Here is a 21,801-nt window from a genome sequence, read left to right as displayed (position 1 = left end):
ACGGCGATCCCATGCGCTCGGACGGCGATCCCATGCGCTCGGACAGCGATCCCATGCGCTCGGACAGCGATCCCATGCGCTCGGACAGCGACGTCCTGCGCGGCCTCGGATCGAGCGGCGGGACGGTCCGGGGGCGCGCCAAGATCGTCCTCGATCCCGGCATCCCGCCCGCCGACTGCGCCGGCCGGATCCTCGTCGCCCGGGAGACCGACCCCGGCTGGCTCTCCCTCATGATCGCCGCGTCCGGCCTGGTGGTCGAGCGCGGCACCCTGCTCTCGCACACCGCCGTCACGGGACGGCTGCTCGGCGTGCCGGCCGCGGTCGCGGTCGGCGGCGCCGTCGACCGCATCCCGGACGGAGCGTGGATCGAGCTGGACGGGCGCGCCGGCACGGTCCGGGTCCTGACCGGACGGTGGAGCGAGGACCGCGCCCGCCGATGACGGGGCCCGCCGGCGGCCACCGGCGCGGCCCGCACACACCCCGCAGCACCAGAGGAGTTGGCACGTGGACGAAGGAGCGTTCGGCAGGGCCGCCCAGGAACGGGCGATCGCCGAGATCGAGGTGGAGATCGCGCGGCTGTGCGAGCTGCTCGCCGAGGGCCGCGCGATGGGCCTGGACGAGGGCCGGGAGATGGTCGGCGGCGCCATGTCGGAGTTCCTGCTGGAGTTCTTCGACCTCGTCCGCGCCAAGGGCTCGCGTCCCGGCATGCGGGGGATGATCACGCTGCCGCTGATGGTGCACGGCGCGGAGACCGGCGAGCCGGGGCCGGCCGCGCCGATCGCGGTGGTCCACCTGCTCTGGTGGGCGGCCGCGCGGTACCTCGACGACCTGACCGACTCGTCCTGCGCGCCCGGGGCCGCCGCCGGCCCGAAGGTGCTCACCGCGCTCGCCGTCGGCAGCCACCTGCCCGCCCGGCTCCTCGCCGGCCTGCCGGTGACCGCCACGACCCGCGCCGCGCTCGGCGAGGAGCTGTCGCGCTGCTGGCTGGACGCCGTGGACGGCCAGCTCCGCGACCTCACCGGCCGCGCGGCGGCGGCCACGCCGGCGTCCGTGCTGCGCAGCTACGAGGGCAAGACCGGCGCTCCGTACGCGATGGCCGCCGCGGCGGCCGGGTGCCTGGCCGGCGCGGACGGCGCCCGCGTCGCCCGCTGGCGCGCGTTCGGGCGGTCGCTGGGCGTGCTGCGCCAGCTCGTCAACGACCGGCGCGACCTCGCGTCCGGCCGGCACGAGGACCTCGCCAACGGCACCGCGACCTACCTGCTCGTCCAGCTGCTGTCCGCGCTGCCCGCCGGGCGGCGCCGGGAGGCGCTCGCGCTGCACGCCGACGCCCGGCACTCGGCGGCCGCGCGCGCCGAGCTGACCGCCTGGATGCTCGACGGCGAGATCGTCGACGCCTGCGCCGCCTCCGTCGCGCCGCTGGTCGAGCGCGCGCACGGCACCCTCGGCCTCCTCGGCGGTGAGCCGGGCTTCGTCCGGGAACTGCACGGGCTGGTCGACGAGACCGTCGGCCACATGCCCGGGTTCCGTCTGGCCGTGGCCTAGGAGAGGACGCGATGACCGCTCCCGGCGGACTCTCCGACATCCTCATCTCCAACGGCCCGCGGGTCGCCGCCGCGATCGGCGAGGCCCTGCACGGGCACCCCGCCTACCTGCCGATCCGGCGCGCCGCCGGCCCGATGTTCGGCGGGCGCGGGGAGACCTGCACCCGCCTCATCGCCCTCGTCCTCACCGGCGAGCCGCTGCCCGGCGAGGACCTCGGGCGCTTCCGCGACCTCGGCGTCCTCGCCGCGCGGCAGGCCATCCCGCTGCCGGTGCTGTCGGAGGTGTGGGACCTCGCGCTCGCCGCCGCCGCCCGCACCTGCTGGACGATCGCGCCCGCCGCCTGCTTCGCCGAGCTCGCCGAGCTGACCGCGCACGCGGCGCGGCTCGCCATCGGCGCGCGGGAGGCGTGCATCCAGGGGTACGCGGAGGCGCCCCGCGAGGGGAGCCGGTCGCGGCCGCTGCGCCGGCTGCTCGCCGAGACCCTGATCGACGGCGCGCCCGCGGGCATCATCGCCGAGGCGGCCGGCGTCCGGCTCGCGCCCGCCTACCTCGTGCTGCTGTGCGAGGCGCCCGCGGCGGCCGCCGGCTGGGAGCGGGCGAGCGAGCGCCTGGACGCCTGGGACGGCGTCCTGTACTCCGGCGACCTTTCCGGCCTCATCGTGCTCTTCCCGGCCGCCGACCCGCTGCGCGCCGAGGACAGGGCCGCCGAGTTCACCGCCTCCCTCGCAGGCCCGGTGCACGCCGCGGAGGCGTTCCGGCGCGGGCTCGCCGACATCCCCGACGCGCTGGAGGAGGCGTCCCGGGTGCTGACCGTCGCCAAGGCCATCCCCGACGCCGAGGACCGCCCCTACCGCGCGGACGAGCTGCTGGTCGAGCTGGCGATCCTGGAGCAGCCCGCGATCCGCGCCCGGCTCGCCGCCGTGCTGAAGCCGCTCGACGCCGGCACCGACCTGCGGCGGACGCTGGAGGTGCTGCTCGCCTGCAACCTCGACCGCGAGCGCGCCGCCCGGGAGCTGTGGATCCACCGCCGCACCCTGCACTACCGGCTGGACCGCATCCGGGACCTGTCCGGCGTCGACCCCAGCTCGGCGCGCGGCATCCAGCTGTTCCGCGCCGCCCTCACCTCGGCGCGCCTCACGACCGGCCGCGTCCCGGGCGCGGAGCGCGGCGGCCGCCGCGCCGAGGAGACCTCCCTGCCGCCGCCGCTGAGCGCCTGAAGGAGACCGATGGACTTCCCCCTGCCGCACCGTCCGGGCGTCCCGCTGGACGCGGGCCACCTGCGTCGCCTCCGCGAGCGCCCGCTGGTCCCGGCCGCGGTGGCGGGCCGCGACGCGCTGCTCGTCACCCGGCACGCCGACGTCCGGGCGGTCCTGTCCGGCGCCCGGTTCAGCCGGGAGGCGTGGCACGGCGGCACCCTTTTCGCCCGGACCCCGGCGTCCCTCGCCCTGGTCACCAGCGACCCGCCGACGCACACCCGCCGCCGCGGGGCCGTCCAGGGGCGGTTCACGGCCCGCCGCGCGGAGGCGGACCGCCCCCGCATGGCGGCGCTCGCCGGCAGCCTCCTGGACGGGATGGCGGCGGACGGCCCGCCCGCCGACCTGGTCGCCGGGTTCGCGACGCCGTTCCCGTACGCGGTCATCTGCGGCATGCTCGGCGTCCCCGCCGGCGACCTGGGCCTGCTGCTGCCCTGGGTGAGCGCGATGATGTCGGCCGGGCACCACCCGGACACCGAGGTCAGGGCGGCGCACGAGGGCATGCACGGCTACTTCGCCGAGCAGGTCGCGGCCCGCCGGGCGCTTCCCGGCGACGACCTGCTCACCGAGCTCGTGCACGGCTCCGGCCTGTCCGACGAAGAGATCATCGTGTTCGGGTTCGGGCTCCTGATGGCGGGCGGCGAGACCACGTCCACCTTCCTGGGGGCGTGCGTCCTCGACCTGGTCTCGCGTCCGGGGCTCGCCGCCCGGCTGCGCTCCGACCCGTCCCTGATCCCGTCCGCCGTCGAGGAGTATCTGCGCTGGGTCTGGTTCGCCGGCACCGGTGGCCGGCCGCACGTCCTGCTCGCAGGCGCCGAACTCGCCGGGACGGCCCTCAGCCGCGGCGACGTCGTCGTCCCGCTCACCGACGCCGCCAACCGCGACCCGGCGGCCTTCCCCGCCGCCGACGTGTTCGACCCGGCCCGCTCCCCGAACCCGCACCTGGGGTTCGGCCACGGCCGCCACAGGTGCCTGGGCGCCCACCATGCCCGCGCCCAGCTGCAGATCGCCCTGGCCGCCCTCCTCCACCGCTTCGGCGACCTCGCCTTGGCCGTCGACCCCGCCCACCTGGCCTGGCGCGACCGCATGTTCATGCGCGGCATCTGGCAGCTCCCGCTCACCTGGCCGGACGAGGCGACGCGATGAGGGGAGGGGTAGCCCGACTCGGGCGGTTCGTCCGGGGAAGTCATCCGCCCTTGCCATCCGCCGTGTTCGCATCGCTGTGGGCGTACGGGGTGACCGGGCTGTTCGCCGCCGTCGATCCCTCGGGCTCCGGGTGGCGGCCGGGGGGCGGGACGGCGGTCGCGGCGGGGACGCTCTTCGTCGACCTGCTGCTCATGCGGGCTCTGGACGACATCCGCGACCTCGATTACGACCGGCGGTTCAATCCGGGGCGTCCGCTGGCGTCCGGTGCGGTGCGGGTACGCGACCTCGCCGTGCTGTACGGCGCGGGCGCCGTGGTGATCCTGGCGATGAACGCGGCGTGGCCGTGGCGGGCCGGTGTCCTGCTCGTCCAGCTCGGGTACGCGGCCGCGGCCATCGGAGTCCACCGGCGGTGGGGACGGCCCTCGGCCGACCGGCTGTTCGCCGGCCTGCTGGTGAGCCTGCCCGCGCCCGTACTGCTGCACCTCTACCTCTACGCCGGCTACCTGGACTCGGCCGGGCACGGCCCGGACCGGTACGGGCTCGTCGCGGTGATCGTGGCCGTGCTGGCGGCCGGCCACGCCGAGCCCGCCGGGAAGATCACGCGGGCGCCGCGCGCGGGCGAGCGGACCTACGTGACGGTGCTCGGCCTCACCGGGACGCTGGCGCTCGCCCTCACCGCGCCGGCGCTCTCGGCGGTGCTGCTGGCCGCGTTCGCGAGACCCGCCTGGTGGGCGGCCGTCCCGCTCGCCGTCCCGCTGCTCGCCGCGTGGCGGTTCGCGCGGGGGCTGCCGCGGTGGCCGCGCCCCGCGACCGCCGCCTACCTGCTGCTGGCCTTCGCGAGCTGGCTGGCACTCGGACTCGCCCGATGACAGGAGGACCATGGACGTCACCGGATGGATCGACCGGCTGGAGGCGGGCTGGCGGAACCGCGACGCCGACGCCATCGCCGCGCTGTTCGCCGAGGACGCCCGGTACCGGCAGGGGCCGTTCGGCGACCCCCGCGTCGGGCGCGCCGCGATCCGCGCGCACTGGGCGGCGACGCTCGGCCGGCAGCGCGACCCGCTGATCTGGTTCGGCGAGCCGCTCGTGGCCGGGCGGCGGGCCGCGCTGGAATGGTGGTGCGTCCTGCACGACCCGTCCGAGGGGACGCCCCGCACCGCCGCCGGATGCGTCACCCTCTGGTTCGGCGGCGACGGCCTGTGCCGCGCGCTGCACGAGTACTGGCACGGCGAGCCCGGCCGGGCGGTACCGCCGTACGGAGGCTGGCCGCACGGGGGACGGCCGCACCGGGGCTGAGGCGGCGCGCGTCAGGCCAGGCCCATCTCCCGCCGGACGTTCTCGAACTCCACCGCCATCGCGTCCGCCAGCGCGCGGGCGCCCGACAGCGGCCGCACCATCACGCAGAACTCGTCGATGAGCCCGGCGTCGTCGTGGTGCAGGAAGTCGCAGCCGTGCACCTCGCGGTCACCGACCCGCGCCTTGAAGACGAGCGCGTGGTCGCGGCCGTCGCCGATCTCCCGGACGTAGCGGAAGCCGGTGAACACCCGGGTCACCGCGCGCAGGATCGCGGTGACCGCGGCCCGTCCCTCGTACGGCGCGAACGCCACCGGGCTGAGGAACGTGACGTCCTCGGCCAGCAGCGCCGGGAGGGCGTCGATGTCGCCCTTCTCAATGGCCGCGCGGAACGGGTGCATCGGGCCCACCTCCAGGCTCGGGTCATCGGCTCGCCCGTGAGGACGTGGCGAAAGCCTAGAGGGAGCGGGGCCCGGCCGCGGTCACGACGCGGCGGTGTCAGGCGCCGGGCCGCAGCAGCACCTTGATCGCGCCGTCCTGCTTCTTCTGGAACATCTCGTACGCCCGCGGCGCCTTCTCCAGCGGCCAGCGGTGCGTGGCGAGGTCCATCACGCCGAGCGGGTCGGAGTCGTCGGCGACGAGCGGCATCAGCTCGTCGATCCACTTCTTGACGTGCGCCTGGCCCATCCGGAGCCCGATGCCCTTGTCGAACATCTTGAGCATCGGCAGCGGGTCCGTCATGCCGCCGTACACGCCGATGACGGAGATCGTCCCGCCGCGGCGGACGATCTCGATCGCGGTGGTGAGCGCGGCGAGCCGGTCCACGCCGACGCGCTGCATCACGGGCGCGGCGGAGTTGCCCGGCATCAGCCCGGTGAGCGTCTGCGCGAGCTTGGCGCCCGGCGAGCCGTGCGCCTCCATGCCGACCGCGTCGATCACCGAGTCGGTGCCGCGGCCCCCGGTGAGCTGGCGGACCGCGTCCGGCACGTCGTCGGTGTCATCGGCGTCGATCACCTCGATGCCGTGCCGGCGCGCCATCTCCAGCCGCTCCGGCACGAGGTCCACCGCGATCACGCGGTGCCCGAGGTGGCGGGCGATCCGGGCCGACATCTGGCCGATCGCGCCGAGGCCGAGCACGGTGACCGTGCCGCCCTCCGGGACGGCGGCCCAGTCGACGGCCTGCCGCGAGGTCGGCAGCACGTCCGACAGGTAGACGAACCGCTCGTCCGGCGGCCCCTCCGGCACCTTGATCGGCCCGAAGTGCGCCTGCGGGACGCGCAGGTACTCGGCCTGCGCGCCGGGCACCTGCCCGTACAGCCGGGTGTAGCCGAACAGGGCCGCCCCCGAGTCGTGCTCGCGGACCTGCGTCGTCTCGCACTGCGCGTAGAGCTGCATGGTGCACATGTGGCAGTGGCCGCAGGAGATGTTGAACGGGATGACCACGCGGTCGCCCGGCTTGACGTGCGTGACGTCCGGGCCGGTCTCCTCGACGATGCCCATCGGCTCGTGGCCGAGGATGTCGCCTTCGCCGAGGAACGGCCCGAGCACCTCGTACAGGTGCAGGTCCGACCCGCAGATGCCGGACGATGTCACCCTGATGATCGCGTCGTTCGGTTCCTTGATCTCCGGGTCGGGCACGGTGTCGACACGGACGTCGCGCTTGCCGTGCCAGGTGACAGCCTTCATCTAAAGCTCCTGAGTGTGGAGACCCCGGGCTTTAGCCCTGGGGAGGAAACGCGCCCCCGCGCGATGCCCGGGTGTCACCTCGAACATGTGGGCGAACCTCACCGGCGGGAGGATAGGATGTGAGGTATGGCGCGGCAGGTGAAGCGGGCTTTCCGGTACCGCTTCTATCCCACGGGCGAGCAGGCGGCGGAGCTGTCCCGCACGTTCGGCTGCGCACGGCTGGTGTACAACAGGGCGCTGGAGGAACGCACCCGCGCCTGGTATTCGGAGCAGCGCCGCGTCTCCTACGTGGAGACCTCCGCGCTCCTCACCGAATGGAAGAAGACCGGGGAACTGGCGTTCCTGGGCGAGGTGTCGAGCGTGCCGCTGCAGCAGGCGCTGCGGCACCTGCAGACCGCGTTCACCAATTTCTTCGCCGGACGCGCCGCCTACCCGCGCTTGAAGTCGCGGAAGAAGTCCCGGCAGAGCGCGGAGTACACGCGGTCGGCGTTCACGTGGCGGGACGGCCGGTTGAGGCTGGCGAAGATGTCCGAGCCGCTGGACATCCGGTGGTCCCGGCCGCTGCCCGAGGGCGCCGAACCGTCCACGGTCACAGTGTCGCGTGACGCGGCGGGGCGGTGGTTTGTGTCCCTGCTGTGCCAGGACGCCATCGCCCGCCTGGACCCGGTGGAGACGGCCGTGGGCATCGACGCCGGGGTGAGGTCGCTGGTGACGCTGTCGACCGGGGAGAAGGTCACCAACCCCCGGCACGAGCGCCGCGACCGGGAACGCCTGGCCCGCGCGCAGAAAGACCTGGCCCGCAAGACCAAGGGGTCGAAGAACCGGGAGAAGGCCAGAGTGCGGGTCGCGCGGATCCATGCGCGGATCACCGACCGCAGGCGGGACTTCCTGCACAAGCTGTCGACTCGGCTCGTCCACGAGAACCAAGTGGTCGTGATCGAGGACCTGAACGTCGCGGGCATGGTCGGCAACCATTCCCTGGCCCGCGCTATCTCGGATGCGGCGTGGCGGGACCTGCGGGCCATGCTGGAGTACAAGGCCGACTGGTACGGCCGCGAACTGGTGGTGATCGACCGCTGGTTCCCCTCCAGCAGGCTGTGCGGGGCGTGCGGGACGGTCGCCGGGGCGATGCCCCTCGAGGTGAGGGAATGGGAGTGCGGGTGCGGCGCCCGCCATGACCGCGACGTCAACGCCGCGAAGAACATTCTGGCCGCCGGGCTGGCGGTCACGGCCTGTGGAGCCGACGTAAGACCCAAACGGCGCAAGCCGAGCGGGCAGACGGCGACGAAGCAGGAAACCCAACCGGCGACGGTTGGAATCCCCCGCCTTTAGGCGTGGGGAGGAAGTCAACGCAGCTCCGACAGCAGTTCGGCGGCCTGCTCGGCTTCGGGCGCCTCGGTCAGCGCCACGCAGCCCCCGCCGTCCTCCGGGCCGAGCGCGCCCACGATCTCCTTCACCGGCGAGGAGCCGCACGTCGCCGGGCCGGTCAGCACCACGGTCAGCCGCAGCTCCGGATGGCGTTCGCGGAACGCGCCCGACAGCCACCTCACCCGCGACCCGAGCCCCGGATTGGTGGCCGGGATCTGGCCGTCGGTGACGAGGACGAGGTTCTGCCTGCCGGGCCCGGGATCGGCCGCCGCGATCGCGTCGCTGAGCGGCTGGTCCGCCCCGCCGGACGCGACCGCCTGCAGCCGGCTCATGACCGCGTTCTTCTGCTCCGGGGACGCCGCGTCCTGGGGAACGTGCCCGAACGTCTCGGAGCTGCTCGGCGACGCCGTCGCCGACGACACCTGCAGCCCCACGCGGTCGTTGCTCTGCAGTTGCGACACCAGGCTGCGCAGGAAGGACGTCCCGCGCGCGAGCCGGGAACCGCCGCGGGCCTGCGCCGCGCCGCCCATCGACCCGGACACGTCCAGCAGCAGCGACACCGACGTCCGCGGACGGGCCGCGCCGATCCGGTCGAGCGTGTCCTGCACCGCCTCCGGCGGCGGCAGCCCGATGACGGTCGGCATCACGCGGTTGCCGACGATGCCCTGCAGCCGCGACAGGAAGTAGTGCCGGGTGTCGCCCTCGCGGGCGGGCGGGATGACGCCGCGGTCGTCGCGGAAGCCCTGCAGGGTCAGCGGGCTGCGGTCCAGCCAGCGGCGGAACGCGGTGACCGCCGCGTCCCGCTCCCGGGTGTCCTGGCCGCGCCACCGCACCTGGACGAACGGGTAGTCCAGCGTCGGCAGGTCGGTCGCGTAGTACGGGTTCAGCCGCCACTTCGCGTACTGGGCGGCGTCCGGGTCGACGGCGCCGCAGCGGTCGCCGAGCGGCCGCCCCATGTCGTAGTCGTGCAGCACCTGCTCCGGCACGGCGACGGCGATGTCGTCCGGGGGCTCGGAGTCCTGCGCGGCGGCCCGCTCCCGGAACCGGCACAGCAGCGACACCGCGTCCGGCGCCACCAGGTCGGCGGGCTCGGCGAACCGCTCGTCCTCCGCGTCGCCGCCGGGCGTCCCGTCGTACAGCGCGGGCGTGACGGCGAGCGCCGCCGCCGACGTCTCCGGGACGGGACGGGCGATCGCGTCCAGCTTCACTCCCGCGTCCGCGATGCGCTTCAGCAGCGCCGCCGTGCTCGGCGCGATCGGCGCCGCGATCGGGTCGGCGACGGACTCGTGCGCCTTGGTGAACAGCGCCAGCACCAGCGGCGACGACCCGGCCGAGCCGTGCACCCGGAAGACCGGGTCGCCCTTGCCGGACGGCCCTTCCGCCCCCATCCCGGCCGCGGCGGTCTGGCCGGGGCCTTTCGGGACGAAGTCGTACTCAGCGGTCGACGACGGGATCCAGATGTCGGGCTGCGGGCCGAACAGCTGCTGGTCGTCGGCGTGGCCCGCGTCCGCCGCCTCGCTGCGCCGCCACAGCAGCCGGAACCCGTCGTACAGCGGGACGGGCCCGGCCTCCGGGACGACGGTGACGCTGTACTTGCGGCAGCCGCGGTCCTCGCTGTCGTTCGCGAACTCGGCCGCGGCGGCGCGCAGCGGCGTGAGCGTCTCCGGTGCGGTGAGGACACGCAGGTCAAGGGGCTGACCGCAGGAGCTCGCGTGTTCGCGGAGCCGGTGGACGCCGCTGCCGGCGAGCAGGATCAGCGCCATCACCGCGGCGCCGGCGAGCCCCCACCCGAGGGTCGCGCCGCCCCACCGCAGCGTCCTCGACACGCGTTCCAGGACGTCGTGCGCCGTGTCCGGGTAGAAGGTGAGAAGGGCCGCCGTCAGCACGCCGACGACCAGCAGCGTGACGGCCGCGTTCAGCCAGAAGGCGCCGTGCACGAGCGTCACCCCGATGCTGACGATGACGGTGGAGCACAGATCGAGGAACATGACCTGCAGGAACCTGCGGAGCCACTGGGGCAGGCCGTCCTGTCGCTCCGGCGGGCGTGCCCGGTCGCCTCCGCCGCCATGCGGTCCCGTCATGCACGCCCCATCGCCGTGTAGGTCTCGTTTCTCGGCCCCCCGGCACTGACACCTCATGGTACGTAACCGGACCGTCGCAGTCAGGAGAGTTCGCTGACCGGGGCCGGTCGATCTTTGCGGCGGCCGCGCGGCCGAGCGTCTTGACGGACCGCCAGCAAGGCGGGTCAGATGGGACCCGAGGTCGCCCGGCCGCCAGTCCCGGACAGAGGAGATGCCGTATGGGTGTCGAGGGTGTCGGCTTCTACCAGATCGCACAGAACGACCCGGACCGTCCGGCCGTGCTCGCCCCGGGCGAACCGGTGACGTACGGCGAGCTGCACGCCCAGGCGAACCGCCTCTCCCATGCGCTGGGCGACATCGGTCTCGGTCCCGGCGACGTGCTGGCGACCGTCCTCGGCAACCGCCGCGAGTTCCTGACCGTGATGCTGGCGGCGATGCAGTCGGGGCTCTACCTCGTCCCGGTGAGCCGCCACCTGACCACGCCCGAGATCGGCTACATCCTCGCCGACTCCGGCGCCAAGGCCGTCGTCACCGAGAGCGCGTTCGCCGGCGCGGTGTCGGCCGCGGCGGACGAGGCCGGCGTCCCGGCGGAGGGACGGGTGAGCGCCGACCCGGCCGAGGGCTTCCGGCCGCTGGACGAGCTGTGCTCCAACGGGAGCGCCGACCCGCCCGCCAAGCGGCAGATGGGCTCGGTCATGCTCTACACGTCCGGGACGACGGGACGGCCGAAGGGCGTCCGGCGCCCGCTCATGGACATCCCGCCCGAGCTGCTGTTCGACGTCATGCGGCAGACGCTGATGCGGCACCTGAGCCTCGAACCCGGCGACGACGAGGTCCACCTCGTCGTCGGCCCGCTGTACCACTCGGCGCCGTGCGTCCACGCGCTGATGGCGCTCAGCCTCGGCCACTCCGTCGTCATCTCCGGTCATTTCCAGCCGGAGCAGACCCTTGAGCTGATCCAGCGGCACCGCGTCACGAACTCGCTGATGGTGCCGACCATGTTCCACCGCATGCTCGGGCTGCCGGACGGCGTCCGGGCGAAGTACGACCTGTCGTCGCTGCGGCAGGTGTTCCACACCGCCGCGCCCGTCCCCGTGGAGACCAAGCAGCGGATGATGGACTGGTGGGGGCCCGTCCTCTACGAGTACTACGGCTCCACCGAGAGCGGCCCCGTCGTGGTCGCCGCCCCGCACGAGTGGCTCGCCCACCCCGGCACGGTCGGACGCGCGGTCGACGGCGTCCAGATCAAGATCCTCGACCCGGAGGGCGCCGAGCTGCCGCCGGGGGAGACGGGCCTGATCTACGCGAGCGGGCAGCCCGGCTTCGAGTACCACGACGACCCGGACAAGACCGCCGCCTCGATGCGCGGCGACTACTACACGCCCGGCGACCTCGGCCACCTCGACGCCGACGGCTGGCTCTTCATGAGCGACCGGCGCACCGACCTGATCATCTCCGGCGGCGTCAACATCTACCCGGCCGAGATCGAGTCCGTCCTGCTGCAGCATCCCGCGGTGGGCGACGCCGTCGCGATCGGCGTCCCGGACGAGGACTGGGGGCAGCGCGTCGTCGCCCTCGTCGAACCCGCCGAGGGCGCCGAGGCGGGCGACGAGCTGGCCGCCGGACTGCTCGCGTTCTGCGGGCCGCGGCTGGCGAAACTGAAGCACCCCCGGCGGCTGGAGTTCCGCGAGTCGCTGCCGCGCACCCCGTCCGGCAAACTCAGCCGGCGCCGCGTCCGCGAGGACTACCTGCGGGAACAGCCGGGCTGAGCCCTCCGGGGCGAGCGGGACGCAACTCGTCCCCGGAAGCGTCGAACGCCTCCGGGGACCCGTGCGTACAACGGCACATGAAGGACCAGAAGGTCGCCCCGCTCGACGACGTCGCCTCGACCTCCGCCGCCCCGACGAAGACCGACCTTCCCGTCATCACCGACCCGGCCGCCTACGCCGAGGAGGAGGCCGCGTCCGGCGGCGGGCCCGCGGCCGCCGATGACGACCGCGCCGGGATCGCACGCCTCGGTGACCCGGTCGCGGTCTGGCCGTGCGCCGGCTGCGGACGGCCCGTGCCGCAGCCGGTGCGCGGCGCCCGCACCGTCCGCTACTGCCAGGACGGCGACGGCGCGTGCGAGCGGGCCGCGCTGGAGGCGCGCGAGCGGGGGGTGGAGTCCCCGGGGCTGACCGGGCAGGTCGCATGGGCGTGGGAGATGGTCGACCGGCTGGAGGGCGTCGCCGACCGGCTCGCCGGGTCGCTGATGTCGGAGCTGAGCGTCGCCGGCGTCGAGCGGCGGGTCGCCGACGCCCGCGCCGAGGCGGCCGGGCACATCGCGATCGCGCAGCGCGAGCGGGACGCCTCCCAGCAGCAGGCCGAGCTGGCGTGGCGGGAGACCGCCACCGCCCGCGCCCGCGCGGAGGCCGCCGAGCAGGAGGCCGCGTCCGCCCGCGCGACGGCCGACCGGCTCACCGCGGAACGCGACGCCGCGCGGACGGAGTCCGAGCAGTCCAGGGACGAGGCGGAGGGCGCGAAGGCCGCCCGCATCGCCGCCGAACGCGAGCGCGACCGCGTCGCGTCCCGCGAGGGCGAGCTGCTCGCCTCGCTGGAGAGCGCCCGGTCCGAGCTCGTCTCCCTGCACGGGCGGGTGTCGGAGGCCGAGACGCTGGTCGAGGGGCAGCGCGTCGAGGCCGCCGCCGCCAAGCGCACCGCCGACGATCTGCGCTCCGCCGTCCGCGACGCCGAGGCCAAGCGCGGCCAGGCCGTCGCCGACCGCGACCAGATCCAGGCGCGGGCCCGCGAGCTGGAGCAGCACAACTGGCAGCTGTCCCGCACGGCCGAGGAGCTGCGCGCGGCGGTGCGGGCGCTGACCGCCGAACGCGACGCAGCGCGCTCCGAGGCCGACCGGGCCCGCCGCCGCGTCGACGCGCTCACCGCGCTGACCGACCGCCACGACACCGGGCCGCGCCCGGCCGTCGACCGGGAGCCGCCGACCGGGCTGCACGCGCTTCCCCCGATGAACGGGCCGGTGAACGGGGCGCGGGGCGGATCGCTGCTGGACGGCGGCGATCCGCTCGCCACCGACCCCCTGAACCGCACGGGTCCGTTCGGCGGCGGCGGATATCCGGACCGCAATGGACATCGCCTTCCCCACGCCGGCTGACGGTCACGCCGGCGGAGTGACGCACAAGTAGGAGGTGAGGCCCAACCCCCACACTGCACTGGCCCTGAGACCGGCCGTCGTACCGCACCGGGGTGGTACGGCGGCCGGTGCTAGTCGCGGGACTCCAGGTAATGGGCGTAGTCGAGCGCTCCGGCGTGGACGGCGGCGTGGACGGCGCGGGCGATCCGTGCGCCCCACGCCGAGCGGGGCCCCGCGAAGATCTCTCGTTCCCCGCCGGTGGCGGCCGCCACGCAGAGGGCGTCGGACGCAGTGCCCGTGCACGGGAAGCCCGCCTCCAGGAGCGCCTGGGTCTTGGCCTCGGTCGCGGTGATGACGGCGTTCACCAGGGCCGCGTCGCTCAGCGGGACGGGCACGGCGACGACGATGTTGATCGTGCCGGGCGTCCAGGCGGGCCGGGGTTTCCCGTCCAGGGGCGCCAGCTCCGGGTCCGGGGTTCCGGCGGGGGAGGCCGCCCAGGTCGGGACGCGCAGCCCGACCGTCGCCGACACGCGCACGCCCTCGGCGTCCCCGCGCATCGTGCGGGAGACGGAGGCGGCCGTGAGCATCCCGACGCCCGGCCCGTCCAGCCCGTAGGACGCGGCCAGCTCGGTCAGGTGGACGACCGGGTCGGTGCGCGAATAGGCGCCCGCGACCTGCGCGTTCAGCACCCACCGGGCCGGGCCGATCCCGCCGCCCAGCATCGCCGACGAGATCATCCGGTGCCCGCCGCCGGCCCGCCACACCGTCGCGGCGAGGCGTTTCCCGTCCTCCTCGCGCCACACCGTCTCCAGGTTCACGGACGCTCCAATGACAGGATCGGCCGGCCGCCGGGGCCGGTGCTGACGTGGACGCGCGCGTCGAAGTGCTTCTCGACGACCGCCCGGGTGAGGACCTGCTCGGGCGCGCCCGCCGCGGCGACCCGGCCGCCGGAGATGAGGACGAGGGCGTCGGCGTACTGCCCGGCGAGGGTCAGGTCGTGGATGGTGGTCACCACGGTCAGCTCGTCGGACAGCCGCAGCTGGTCGACCAGTTCCAGCACCTGCTGCTGGTGGCCGATGTCGAGCGCGGTCGTCGGCTCGTCCAGCAGCAGGACGGACGTCTGCTGCGCGAGGGCGCGGGCCAGCACCACCCGCTGCCGCTCACCGCCGGAGAGGTGGTCCAGGGGCCGGGCGGCGAAGGGGGTGAGGCCGAGGCGGGCGAGGACGTCCCCGGTGATGGTGCGGTCGCGGGCGCTCTCCCGCCCGAGATGCGGGATGTAGGGGGAACGCCCGAGGAGGGTGTAGTCGAACACCGTCATGCCGGCGGGGAGGTTCGGGCTCTGCGCGGCATAGGCGATCATCTGGGCGCGCTGGCGCGGCTTGAGCTGCTCGAGGTCGGCGCCGGCCACGCTGATCTCGCCGTGCGACCCGACCAGGCCGAGGACCGCGCGCAGCAGCGTCGACTTCCCGGCGCCGTTCGGCCCGATGACCGCCGTCCAGGACCCGGCCGGGACGTCCAGCGACACGCCCTTCAGCACCTGGCGGCCGCCGAGCGACACGTCGAGGTTCCGCACCTTGACGGTCACGTCTCCACCTGCCTGCGGGACGCGCGCAGCACCGCCACGAAGAACGGCCCGCCGACGAACGCCGTCACCACGCCGAGCGGAAGCTCACCGGGGCTGATCACCGTCCGCGCCACCAGGTCGACCACCTCCAGGAACGCCGCGCCGCCGAGCAGCGACAGCGGCAGCACCACCCGGTACGAGCCGCCCGCCAGCCGCCGCACCACATGCGGCACGACGATGCCGACGAACCCGATCAGGCCGCTCACCGCCACCGCCGACGCCGTCGCCAGCGACGCCGCGACGAGCACGGTCAGCCGCACCCGCGACGCCGACAGCCCGAGGCTCGCCGCCTCCTCGTCCCCGACGCTCAGCACGTCCAGCAGCCGGCCGTGCGCCAGCAGGACCACGGTCGAGACGAGCGCGTAAGGGGCGACAAGTTGCAACTGGCGCCAGTCCGCCGACCCGACCCCGCCGAGGATCCACGAGAAGATCCGCTGCAGATCCTCGGCGTTCATCTGCTGGAGGAACGTCTGCACCGCGGCCAGGAACGACGACACCGCCACCCCGGCGAGCACCAGCGTCGCCGCTCCGTTGCTTCCCGACGTCCGGCCCAGCAGGTAGGCGAGCAGGACGCCGCAGATCGCGCCCGCGAACGCGGCGAGCGGCACGCCGTAGCCGGGATCGCCCGGCACCAGGACGATCACCAGCGTCGCCCCGACCCCGGCGCCCGCCGCCGCGCCGAGCAGGTACGGGTCGGCGAGCGGGTTGCGGAACACGCCCTGATAGCCGGCGCCGGCCATGGCGAGCATCCCGCCGACCAGCGCCGCCATCAGGGCGCGCGGCACCCGCAGCTCGAACAGCACGCTCTCGTCGATGACCCCGAACCCGGAGTCGACGCGCACGAACGGGATCTTGTCGGCGAGGGCCTTCAGGACCCCGCCGACGGGGAGCCCCGCGGCGCCCACGAGCACCCCCGCCAGCAGCGTCGCGGCGAGCAGCGCGACCGCCACCGCCAGCGGCAGCGGCCGCAACGCGGCATGGGACCCGTCGGCCCGCCTGCCGGCGGCCGTCCGGCGCATGAGCTTCATGAGCGGGCGTCCACCGGCGGTGCCCCGGTCACTGCACCTTCTGGACGGCGTCGCCGATCGCCTTGACGAACTCGGGCAGGCGGGGCCCCCAGCGGGAGGCGATGTCGTCGTCGAGCTCGACGACGTCGTTGCCCTTCACCGCGTCCAGGCCGGACCAGCCGGGACGCTTGGCCAGGGCCGCGGCGTTCTGGCCGCAGCACTTGGTGTCGGCGAGGAAGACGAGGTCGGGGTCCTGCTTGAGCAGGTACTCGCGGGACAGCTGCGGGTAGCCGCCGGCCGCCTTGTCGGCCTCGTCGGCGACGTTCCGCAGGCCGAACAGCCCGTACACCTGGCCCACGAACGTCTTGGAGGTCACCGAGTGCAGCTGGCTGTCGAGCTCGTGGTAGTAGGTCAGGTCCTGCTTCTTGGACGACATGGCCTCGGACGACGCCGCGACGGTCTTCTCGATCTCGGCCTTCATGTCGTCGGTGAGCTTCTTGGCCTCGGCGGCGTGGCCGGTGGCCTGCCCGAGGTCGTTGATCTCGTCGTAGGCGTCGTCCAGCTTCGTCGCGGCGGGCTCCAGCAGGACGGGGATCTTCACCTTCTCCAGCGCCTTGACGACGCCGTTCAGGTCGTCGGACACGACGACGAGGTCCGGCTTGTAGGCGATGATCGCCTCGGCGTTCGGCTTGAAGCCGGACAGCTTGGTGCGCGGCGCGTTCGCCGGGTAGTTCGAGTAGTCGCTGACCGCCACCACCTGCGATCCGGCGCCGATGGCGAACAGCGTCTCGGTGTGGGTGGGAGCGAGCGAGATGATCCGCTTCGGCCCGGCCGGGACGGTCACCGCGCCGTTCGCGGCCTGGACGGTGACGGTCTTCGCCGCGCCGTCCTTGGCGTCGTCCGCGCCGTCACCGCCGCATGCGGCCGTGACCAGGGCGACGCCGATCGCCATCACCGCGCCGAGAGTACGTACGGGTCTCACAGGAGCCTCCAGGCTGCCAGGAAGCCGCGTCCGCCCATGACGGATCGCCCTTCCACGAGGTCGATAATCGTCGGCGCGCTAAGGAGGCGACCTGGCTCGGCCACTTCGAGAGGGGCACCACAGTTGCGGGACAGCGCCGGGATCACACCGGACTTCGCTCCTGGGCGCGCAGCACCGCAACGGTATCAGGCACCCAATCCCGATCTGTCCGGGTCTGCGGAGTGACGACTCACTTCGCCGTAGCCTGTCCGCTCGGCGGCCGCGGCCTGTACTTCTCCGACTCCAGCGGCAACCTCTACGAGCTCATCGCGCCGCGGCGGACTTGAGGAACCGGCGGGTGCGCTCGTGGTCCTCGCTCGGCATGAACTCGGCGGCGACGAAATCGGTGACGCCCGCCTCGGCCAGCTCCTCCAGCTTGGCCGCGACCGTGTCCTCGTCCCCGACGACGGCGAGGTCGGCGGGGCCGTCCACGCCCTCCCGGTCCATCATCGCCCGGTACGACGGCAGGTGCCCGTACATCTCGAACGTCTGGCCAGCCCGCGCCCGCGCGCGCTCGGGGTCGCTCGTGACGCACGTGGGCAGGGCGCATACGATCCGGGGTTCCTTGCGTCCGGCCGCCTTGGCCGCCGCTGTGATGGTGGGGGCGATGTGGTCCCGGACGGTGACGGGACCCGTCATCCAGAGGACCGTCCCGTCCGCCCTCTCCGCCGCCAGCTTCAGCATCTTCGGCCCGAGCGCAGCCAGGAGGAGCGGCACACGCCCCTCGTTCGGGACGCTCAGCCCGATGTCGCCCTGCAGCGTCTCGCCCTTGAAGGACGCGTTCTCCCCGTTGAGGAGGGGGGACAGCACCGACAGGTACTCGTCCATGTGCCGGAGCGGACGGGCGTAGTCGTACCCGTACATGTTCTCGATGACGATCTTGTGGGAGAGGCCGATGCCGAGCGTCAGCCGTCCCTCCAGGGCCAGCGCGGCCGTCCGCGCCTGCTGCGCCAGGACGGCCGGATGGCGCGGATACGTCGGCACGACCGCGGTGCCCAGCTCGATGCCGGGGACTCCTCGCCCCGCCACGGCGAGGGCGGTGAGCGCGTCCATGCCGAAGATCTGCGAGATCCAGGCCGACGGGAACCCGTCGTCGGCGGCGCGCCGCACGTCGTCCGCCAGCTTGCCGAGCGCGTCCGCCCCGCCACGCTCGTTCAGCAGAACACCAACCCGCACAACGACCTCCCTAGAACCGTGTAACCCGATCCTTACACAGCCGCCGCGTGATGCCCGTCAGGCGGCACGAAGATCATTGCGGACTTCGCGGCCGGTCGTGGGCGGCCCTGTCCCTGGCCTCCATGAAGAAGTCGAACAGCGCCGTGGCGCCGGGCAGCAGGCGCAGGGGCCGTGCCGCACCGAAAGAGGCGTTCCAGAACGCTCCTTGGCGCGGCTCCCATGGCCCGGCGTATGCGTAGGGCTCGTCCAGGTGGGAGTCGCCGGGGGACACGCCGTAATTGACCTGGTCGAAGCTGATGCCCAGGTCGAAGTGCTCCGGCCAGAGCACGGGCGTGATCTCCGGAGCGAACCTGGAGAGAGCCTCGTTTCCGCGGCCGAACGCCTCGTGGATGCGGTGCGCGGCCTCAGCGTCGATCCCCAGCGTGTCGTCGGGGCCGACTCCGCTGCCGTCCTTGTAGAGGTCCTGGGCCGCCCCGGCCTCGGTGTCCGCCGCCGTGGCCAGCTCCCGGCAGGTGGCGCCGTTCAGCGGGATCTCCCGGTCGCCGCACACGAGCTCCGTCCCGGTCACGCGCAGCTCGGGGTCCTGAACGGTGCCGAAGCCGCCCGGGACCACCTTCAGCCGGATCGTCCCGCTCTGCCGGTACTGAGGCCCGGCGAGCACCAGCTCCGCCACCCCGTGCAGCGAACGCCGGGCGGTTCGCAGGTCGACGGTCATGATCCATCCTCCGTTAGACGCACTGCGTGGGCGCTCAGGGACCGTCCGGGCCGCCCTGGGGCGCGTACTGCCGTGCCAGCTCCCGGTCGTTCGCCGCCCACCGGCGGTGCCGGGCGGCGGACTGCAGATGCAGCTCGGCCTCCTCTGGATGAGCGGTGGCCATCTCCTCCAGCAGCGCAGCGGCCCGCTCGTGGGCGCGCGCCGAGGACACCATCACCTGGCACGCGTAGTCGTCGGTTTCACGCTGGCGCGCCGCGGCGGACGCCGCAGATGCCGCGGACGTCGCGCCGCGTTCCGGGCCGTCCGCGCGGCTCCCGCGCGCCGTCACCCCGAGCGTGCGGTCTTCGCTGTCCATACCAGCCAGCCTGACGCCCGAGCCCGCAGATCAACCAGCCCTCCAGACACGTTCCACTACTACCCAGCAACCCGTTCGTTCAGCCCCGCATCGGCATGACCGATCATGGAGGACGTGACGACTCCCGAACCGCTCACCCTCTACACCGCCGACGGTGTCCGCATCGACGCGGGTCACCTGCGTGGCGGCGGCGACGTGTGCTTCGTCCTGGCGCACGGGTTCACCTGCTCGTGGCGGCAGCCCGCGCTCCGCCGGATCGCCGGCGCCCTCAACGCGCACGGCGGCGTCGTCGCCCTCGACTTCCGCGGCCACGGACGGTCGGGAGGGCACACCACGGTCGGCGACCGGGAGGTCCTGGACGTCGACGCGGCCGTGGACGCGGCGCGACGCAGAGGTTACGAGCGCATCATCGTCACCGGGTTCTCCATGGGCGGGGCCATCGTCGTCCGGTACGCGGCCCTGCACGGCGGGGTCGACGCCGTGGTGTCCGTCAGCGCCCCGGCCCGCTGGTACTACCGCGGAACGAGGCCGATGCGGCGTGCCCACTGGGTGGTGGAACGCCGCCTGGGCCGGCTGGTGGTCCGTCTCGCCCGCGGCACTCGCGTCGCCCCCAATGGCTGGGACCCCGTCCCAGAGGCGCCCCACGAGATCGCCGGACGTATAGCCCCGGTGCCGTTCCTCGTCGTCCACGGCGACGCGGACACGTTCTTCCCTCTGGAACACGCGCACCAGCTCTACGACGCGGCGTCCGACCCGAAGGAACTATGGATCGAACCTGCCTTCGGCCACGCCGAAGTGGCCGCGACCCCGGCGCTGGTCGAGCGCATAGCGAAATGGGCGACCAACGCCGCCGCATGCTGAACCCCATGATGGGAGAGTGCGCTGACCTGCGGAAGCTCAGAGTTATCCACATTCCCGCAGTCACCACCGGCCCAGGCCGCCGCCGGGGCATCATCGCCACATGGACGGTTTCAGCCTCACCTGGAGACGCGCAGCCGCCGACTCGGTCGTTCCCGTCGGCCCCGGCGTCTATTTCGTTCCCGCCAAGGGCGCGTCCCTAGCCGCTCGGGCCGCCGCGCTCAGCGGCCTCCTCCCGCAGGAAGCCGTCGTGGCTCGCCGTACGGCCGCCTGGATATGGGGCCTGGACGTCTTACCCCCGGGAGTGAACGAGGCCGACTGGGAGGTCGAACTCATCACTCCCAGAACGTCCGACTCGGATCCGATCACCGCCGACACCGTGAAGCTTCCGGCCGACCACGTCATGGAGGAATCCGATGTACGCCTCACGTCCCGGCCCGCACGGCACTGGACTGCGCTCGCTGGCTTCCCCGCCTCGCGGCCGTCGCCGCAATCGACCAGTTCCTTCGGCAGGGCGTCGACACCGAAGAACTCATCAGGATGTCCCGCTCACCGCCGGGCTATCGCGGCAACAGACGCCTCCGCGAGATCATCCGCCTCGCCGACCGCGGCGCGGCCTCCCCCGGCGAGACATGGGTCCGCGTAGGCATCGTGAACACCGGCTTCCCCCGTCCGAGCACCCAGGTACCGGTGATGGGCCCGCAAGGTCGCCGGCTCTACATCGACCTCGGCCACCCGAAGTTCCGCGTGGGCCTCGAATACGACGGTGAGCGCCACCACACCGGCCTCCAGGCCCGCGTCCACGACACGTCCCGCCGCCGCTGGCTGGCCAAGGAGATGCACTGGGAGGTGATCCCGGTGACCAAGGATTTCCGCACCCGCCCGACCCCTTATCTGGAGGCCCTCCTGACCGCCCTGCTCCACCGAGGCTGGAACCCCGACAACGCCACCATGGACCACATAGCCGCCCGGCTCAGTCGCGGTCGAGGAGGTTCGCCAGGCGTTTCGGTGCGATGAGGCGGTAGCTGTCCTCGATGAGCTCGGCCATCTCGTCCCAGTCGTGGTCGACGTCGAGGCGGGCGCCCACCCAGCCCTTGCTGCCCACGTACTTCGGGACGAAGAACGCCTCGGGGTTCTCCGCCACGAGCGCCTCCTGCACGCCGGGGCCCGCCTTGAACGTCATCGAGAGGCCGTCCTCGCTGGTCATCACGAACAGTTTGTCCCGGACTCGGAAGGAGGGCGCGGTGTGGCCGCCGAACGGCTTCTCCGTCACCTCCGGCAGCGAAAGGCAGATCTCTCGGATCTTCATCGGCACGTCCACGTCGCTCACCTGGCGCTCCTGTCGGTCGCGAGCATGCGGCAATCGTAGACAGGGGGTGGGACACCGAGATCCCGACCGTTTGACCGCTGGGCGACATCGAGATCGAGGGATGGTCGCGGCCTTGGGAAGCGGTCAGGCCGCGGCCATCCCATGTGGTCAGCGGTATTGGACAGCCGTGCGCAAAGGTGCGGCCGTCCGGTGTGGTGGGGGCGATGGACGGGTGAG

At 73.5% G+C, this 21,801-nt stretch carries 22 protein-coding genes; 11 read left to right on the top strand and 11 right to left on the bottom strand.

Annotation, left to right across the window (positions count from 1 at the left end; genetic code table 11):
* The 6 genes from AL2_RS06345 to AL2_RS06320 form a co-directional block, all read left to right on the top strand.
* Positions 1–440: PEP-utilizing enzyme (locus tag AL2_RS06345; protein ID WP_245666393.1), on the top strand; the 440-nt coding region annotated here is incomplete at its 5' end.
* A 64-nt stretch (positions 441–504) separates the two neighbouring features.
* The gene (locus AL2_RS06340; protein WP_067630679.1) at positions 505–1,542 is read left to right on the top strand and encodes a polyprenyl synthetase family protein; all 1,038 of its coding nucleotides are present in this window, start codon (positions 505–507) and stop codon (positions 1,540–1,542) included.
* 11 nt (positions 1,543–1,553) lie between these two features.
* On the top strand, positions 1,554–2,759 hold the full coding sequence (locus AL2_RS06335) for a PucR family transcriptional regulator (protein WP_067630676.1): 1,206 nt from the start codon (positions 1,554–1,556) through the stop codon (positions 2,757–2,759).
* Positions 2,760–2,768: 9 nt separating this feature from the next.
* Positions 2,769–3,941, top strand: a complete 1,173-nt coding sequence (locus AL2_RS06330) for a cytochrome P450 (protein WP_067630673.1) — start codon at positions 2,769–2,771, stop codon at positions 3,939–3,941.
* Between the two features lie 62 nt (positions 3,942–4,003).
* A complete protein-coding gene (locus AL2_RS37270; protein WP_067630670.1) occupies positions 4,004–4,810 on the top strand; it encodes a UbiA prenyltransferase family protein in 807 nt (268 codons plus the stop codon).
* A 10-nt stretch (positions 4,811–4,820) separates the two neighbouring features.
* Positions 4,821–5,237: a nuclear transport factor 2 family protein gene (locus tag AL2_RS06320; RefSeq protein ID WP_067630667.1), complete on the top strand. Its 417-nt coding sequence runs from the start codon at positions 4,821–4,823 to the stop codon at positions 5,235–5,237.
* Positions 5,238–5,248: 11 nt separating this feature from the next.
* On the opposite strand, the gene AL2_RS06315 is transcribed toward AL2_RS06320, so the two are convergent.
* Positions 5,249–5,635 carry a nuclear transport factor 2 family protein gene (locus AL2_RS06315; RefSeq protein WP_067630664.1) on the bottom strand — a complete coding sequence of 129 codons (387 nt, stop codon included), beginning with the start codon at positions 5,633–5,635 and terminating at the stop codon, positions 5,249–5,251.
* A 97-nt stretch (positions 5,636–5,732) separates the two neighbouring features.
* Positions 5,733–6,920: a zinc-dependent alcohol dehydrogenase gene (locus AL2_RS06310; protein WP_067630661.1), complete on the bottom strand. Its 1,188-nt coding sequence runs from the start codon at positions 6,918–6,920 to the stop codon at positions 5,733–5,735.
* Positions 6,921–7,046: 126 nt separating this feature from the next.
* Between AL2_RS06310 and AL2_RS06305 the strand changes: the two genes are divergently transcribed.
* On the top strand, positions 7,047–8,252 hold the full coding sequence (locus tag AL2_RS06305) for an RNA-guided endonuclease InsQ/TnpB family protein (protein ID WP_067630658.1): 1,206 nt from the start codon (positions 7,047–7,049) through the stop codon (positions 8,250–8,252).
* A gap of 14 nt (positions 8,253–8,266) precedes the next feature.
* Here the strand turns inward: AL2_RS06305 and AL2_RS06300 are convergent, their stop codons facing one another.
* Entirely contained in the window at positions 8,267–10,369 is a 2,103-nt protein-coding gene (locus AL2_RS06300; RefSeq protein WP_067630655.1) for a vWA domain-containing protein, read from the bottom strand.
* 218 nt (positions 10,370–10,587) lie between these two features.
* Between AL2_RS06300 and AL2_RS06295 the strand changes: the two genes are divergently transcribed.
* Both AL2_RS06295 and AL2_RS06290 read left to right on the top strand, forming a co-directional pair.
* Positions 10,588–12,138, top strand: a complete 1,551-nt coding sequence (locus AL2_RS06295) for an AMP-binding protein (RefSeq protein ID WP_067630652.1) — start codon at positions 10,588–10,590, stop codon at positions 12,136–12,138.
* Between the two features lie 77 nt (positions 12,139–12,215).
* On the top strand, positions 12,216–13,520 hold the full coding sequence (locus AL2_RS06290) for a hypothetical protein (RefSeq protein WP_067630649.1): 1,305 nt from the start codon (positions 12,216–12,218) through the stop codon (positions 13,518–13,520).
* Between the two features lie 110 nt (positions 13,521–13,630).
* Here AL2_RS06290 and AL2_RS06285 read toward each other — a convergent pair whose 3' ends face one another.
* The 7 genes from AL2_RS06285 to AL2_RS06255 all read right to left on the bottom strand — a co-directional run bounded on the left by AL2_RS06285 (position 13,631) and on the right by AL2_RS06255 (position 19,397).
* On the bottom strand, positions 13,631–14,317 hold the full coding sequence (locus AL2_RS06285) for an adenosylcobinamide amidohydrolase (RefSeq protein ID WP_312032900.1): 687 nt from the start codon (positions 14,315–14,317) through the stop codon (positions 13,631–13,633).
* Positions 14,314–15,084 carry an ABC transporter ATP-binding protein gene (locus AL2_RS06280; RefSeq protein ID WP_067630642.1) on the bottom strand — a complete coding sequence of 257 codons (771 nt, stop codon included), beginning with the start codon at positions 15,082–15,084 and terminating at the stop codon, positions 14,314–14,316. Before AL2_RS06280 ends, AL2_RS06285 begins: the two co-directional genes overlap by 4 nt.
* On the bottom strand, positions 15,081–16,151 hold the full coding sequence (locus AL2_RS06275; protein ID WP_174550818.1) for a FecCD family ABC transporter permease: 1,071 nt from the start codon (positions 16,149–16,151) through the stop codon (positions 15,081–15,083). Before AL2_RS06275 ends, AL2_RS06280 begins: the two co-directional genes overlap by 4 nt.
* A gap of 28 nt (positions 16,152–16,179) precedes the next feature.
* Complete coding sequence (locus AL2_RS06270) at positions 16,180–17,112, bottom strand: ABC transporter substrate-binding protein (RefSeq protein WP_067630638.1); 933 nt, start codon at positions 17,110–17,112, stop codon at positions 16,180–16,182.
* Between the two features lie 303 nt (positions 17,113–17,415).
* Complete coding sequence (locus tag AL2_RS06265; protein WP_067630635.1) at positions 17,416–18,327, bottom strand: LLM class F420-dependent oxidoreductase; 912 nt, start codon at positions 18,325–18,327, stop codon at positions 17,416–17,418.
* A gap of 73 nt (positions 18,328–18,400) precedes the next feature.
* Positions 18,401–19,042: a hypothetical protein gene (locus AL2_RS06260; RefSeq protein WP_067630632.1), complete on the bottom strand. Its 642-nt coding sequence runs from the start codon at positions 19,040–19,042 to the stop codon at positions 18,401–18,403.
* Positions 19,043–19,076: 34 nt separating this feature from the next.
* Entirely contained in the window at positions 19,077–19,397 is a 321-nt protein-coding gene (locus AL2_RS06255; protein WP_067630629.1) for a hypothetical protein, read from the bottom strand.
* 105 nt (positions 19,398–19,502) lie between these two features.
* On the opposite strand from AL2_RS06255, the gene AL2_RS06250 reads away from it, so the two are divergent.
* Positions 19,503–20,258, top strand: a complete 756-nt coding sequence (locus AL2_RS06250; protein ID WP_067630626.1) for an alpha/beta hydrolase — start codon at positions 19,503–19,505, stop codon at positions 20,256–20,258.
* A 537-nt stretch (positions 20,259–20,795) separates the two neighbouring features.
* Entirely contained in the window at positions 20,796–21,272 is a 477-nt protein-coding gene (locus AL2_RS06245; protein WP_067630623.1) for a putative endonuclease domain-containing protein, read from the top strand.
* On the opposite strand, the gene AL2_RS06240 is transcribed toward AL2_RS06245, so the two are convergent.
* On the bottom strand, positions 21,229–21,585 hold the full coding sequence (locus tag AL2_RS06240; RefSeq protein ID WP_245666391.1) for an MmcQ/YjbR family DNA-binding protein: 357 nt from the start codon (positions 21,583–21,585) through the stop codon (positions 21,229–21,231). The two genes, AL2_RS06245 and AL2_RS06240, sit on opposite strands and share 44 nt — an antisense overlap.
* Positions 21,586–21,801 lie beyond the last annotated feature (216 nt).

The organism is Actinomadura latina NBRC 106108 (assembly GCF_001552195.1).
In the GTDB taxonomy this organism is placed as follows: domain Bacteria; phylum Actinomycetota; class Actinomycetes; order Streptosporangiales; family Streptosporangiaceae; genus Spirillospora; species Spirillospora latina.
This window is presented reverse-complemented; position numbering and strand designations above follow the sequence as displayed.

Coding starts and splice junctions, on each gene's coding strand:
- AL2_RS06335 (WP_067630676.1), top strand. CDS start 1,554: ATGACCGCTCCCGGCGGACTCTCCGACATCCTCATCTCCAACGGCCCG.
- AL2_RS06330 (WP_067630673.1), top strand. CDS start 2,769: ATGGACTTCCCCCTGCCGCACCGTCCGGGCGTCCCGCTGGACGCGGGC.
- AL2_RS06320 (WP_067630667.1), top strand. CDS start 4,821: ATGGACGTCACCGGATGGATCGACCGGCTGGAGGCGGGCTGGCGGAAC.
- AL2_RS06315 (WP_067630664.1), bottom strand. CDS start 5,635: ATGCACCCGTTCCGCGCGGCCATTGAGAAGGGCGACATCGACGCCCTC.
- AL2_RS06310 (WP_067630661.1), bottom strand. CDS start 6,920: ATGAAGGCTGTCACCTGGCACGGCAAGCGCGACGTCCGTGTCGACACC.
- AL2_RS06305 (WP_067630658.1), top strand. CDS start 7,047: ATGGCGCGGCAGGTGAAGCGGGCTTTCCGGTACCGCTTCTATCCCACG.
- AL2_RS06300 (WP_067630655.1), bottom strand. CDS start 10,369: ATGACGGGACCGCATGGCGGCGGAGGCGACCGGGCACGCCCGCCGGAG.
- AL2_RS06295 (WP_067630652.1), top strand. CDS start 10,588: ATGGGTGTCGAGGGTGTCGGCTTCTACCAGATCGCACAGAACGACCCG.
- AL2_RS06290 (WP_067630649.1), top strand. CDS start 12,216: ATGAAGGACCAGAAGGTCGCCCCGCTCGACGACGTCGCCTCGACCTCC.
- AL2_RS06275 (WP_174550818.1), bottom strand. CDS start 16,151: ATGAAGCTCATGCGCCGGACGGCCGCCGGCAGGCGGGCCGACGGGTCC.
- AL2_RS06260 (WP_067630632.1), bottom strand. CDS start 19,042: ATGACCGTCGACCTGCGAACCGCCCGGCGTTCGCTGCACGGGGTGGCG.
- AL2_RS06255 (WP_067630629.1), bottom strand. CDS start 19,397: ATGGACAGCGAAGACCGCACGCTCGGGGTGACGGCGCGCGGGAGCCGC.
- AL2_RS06250 (WP_067630626.1), top strand. CDS start 19,503: ATGGAGGACGTGACGACTCCCGAACCGCTCACCCTCTACACCGCCGAC.
- AL2_RS06245 (WP_067630623.1), top strand. CDS start 20,796: ATGTCCCGCTCACCGCCGGGCTATCGCGGCAACAGACGCCTCCGCGAG.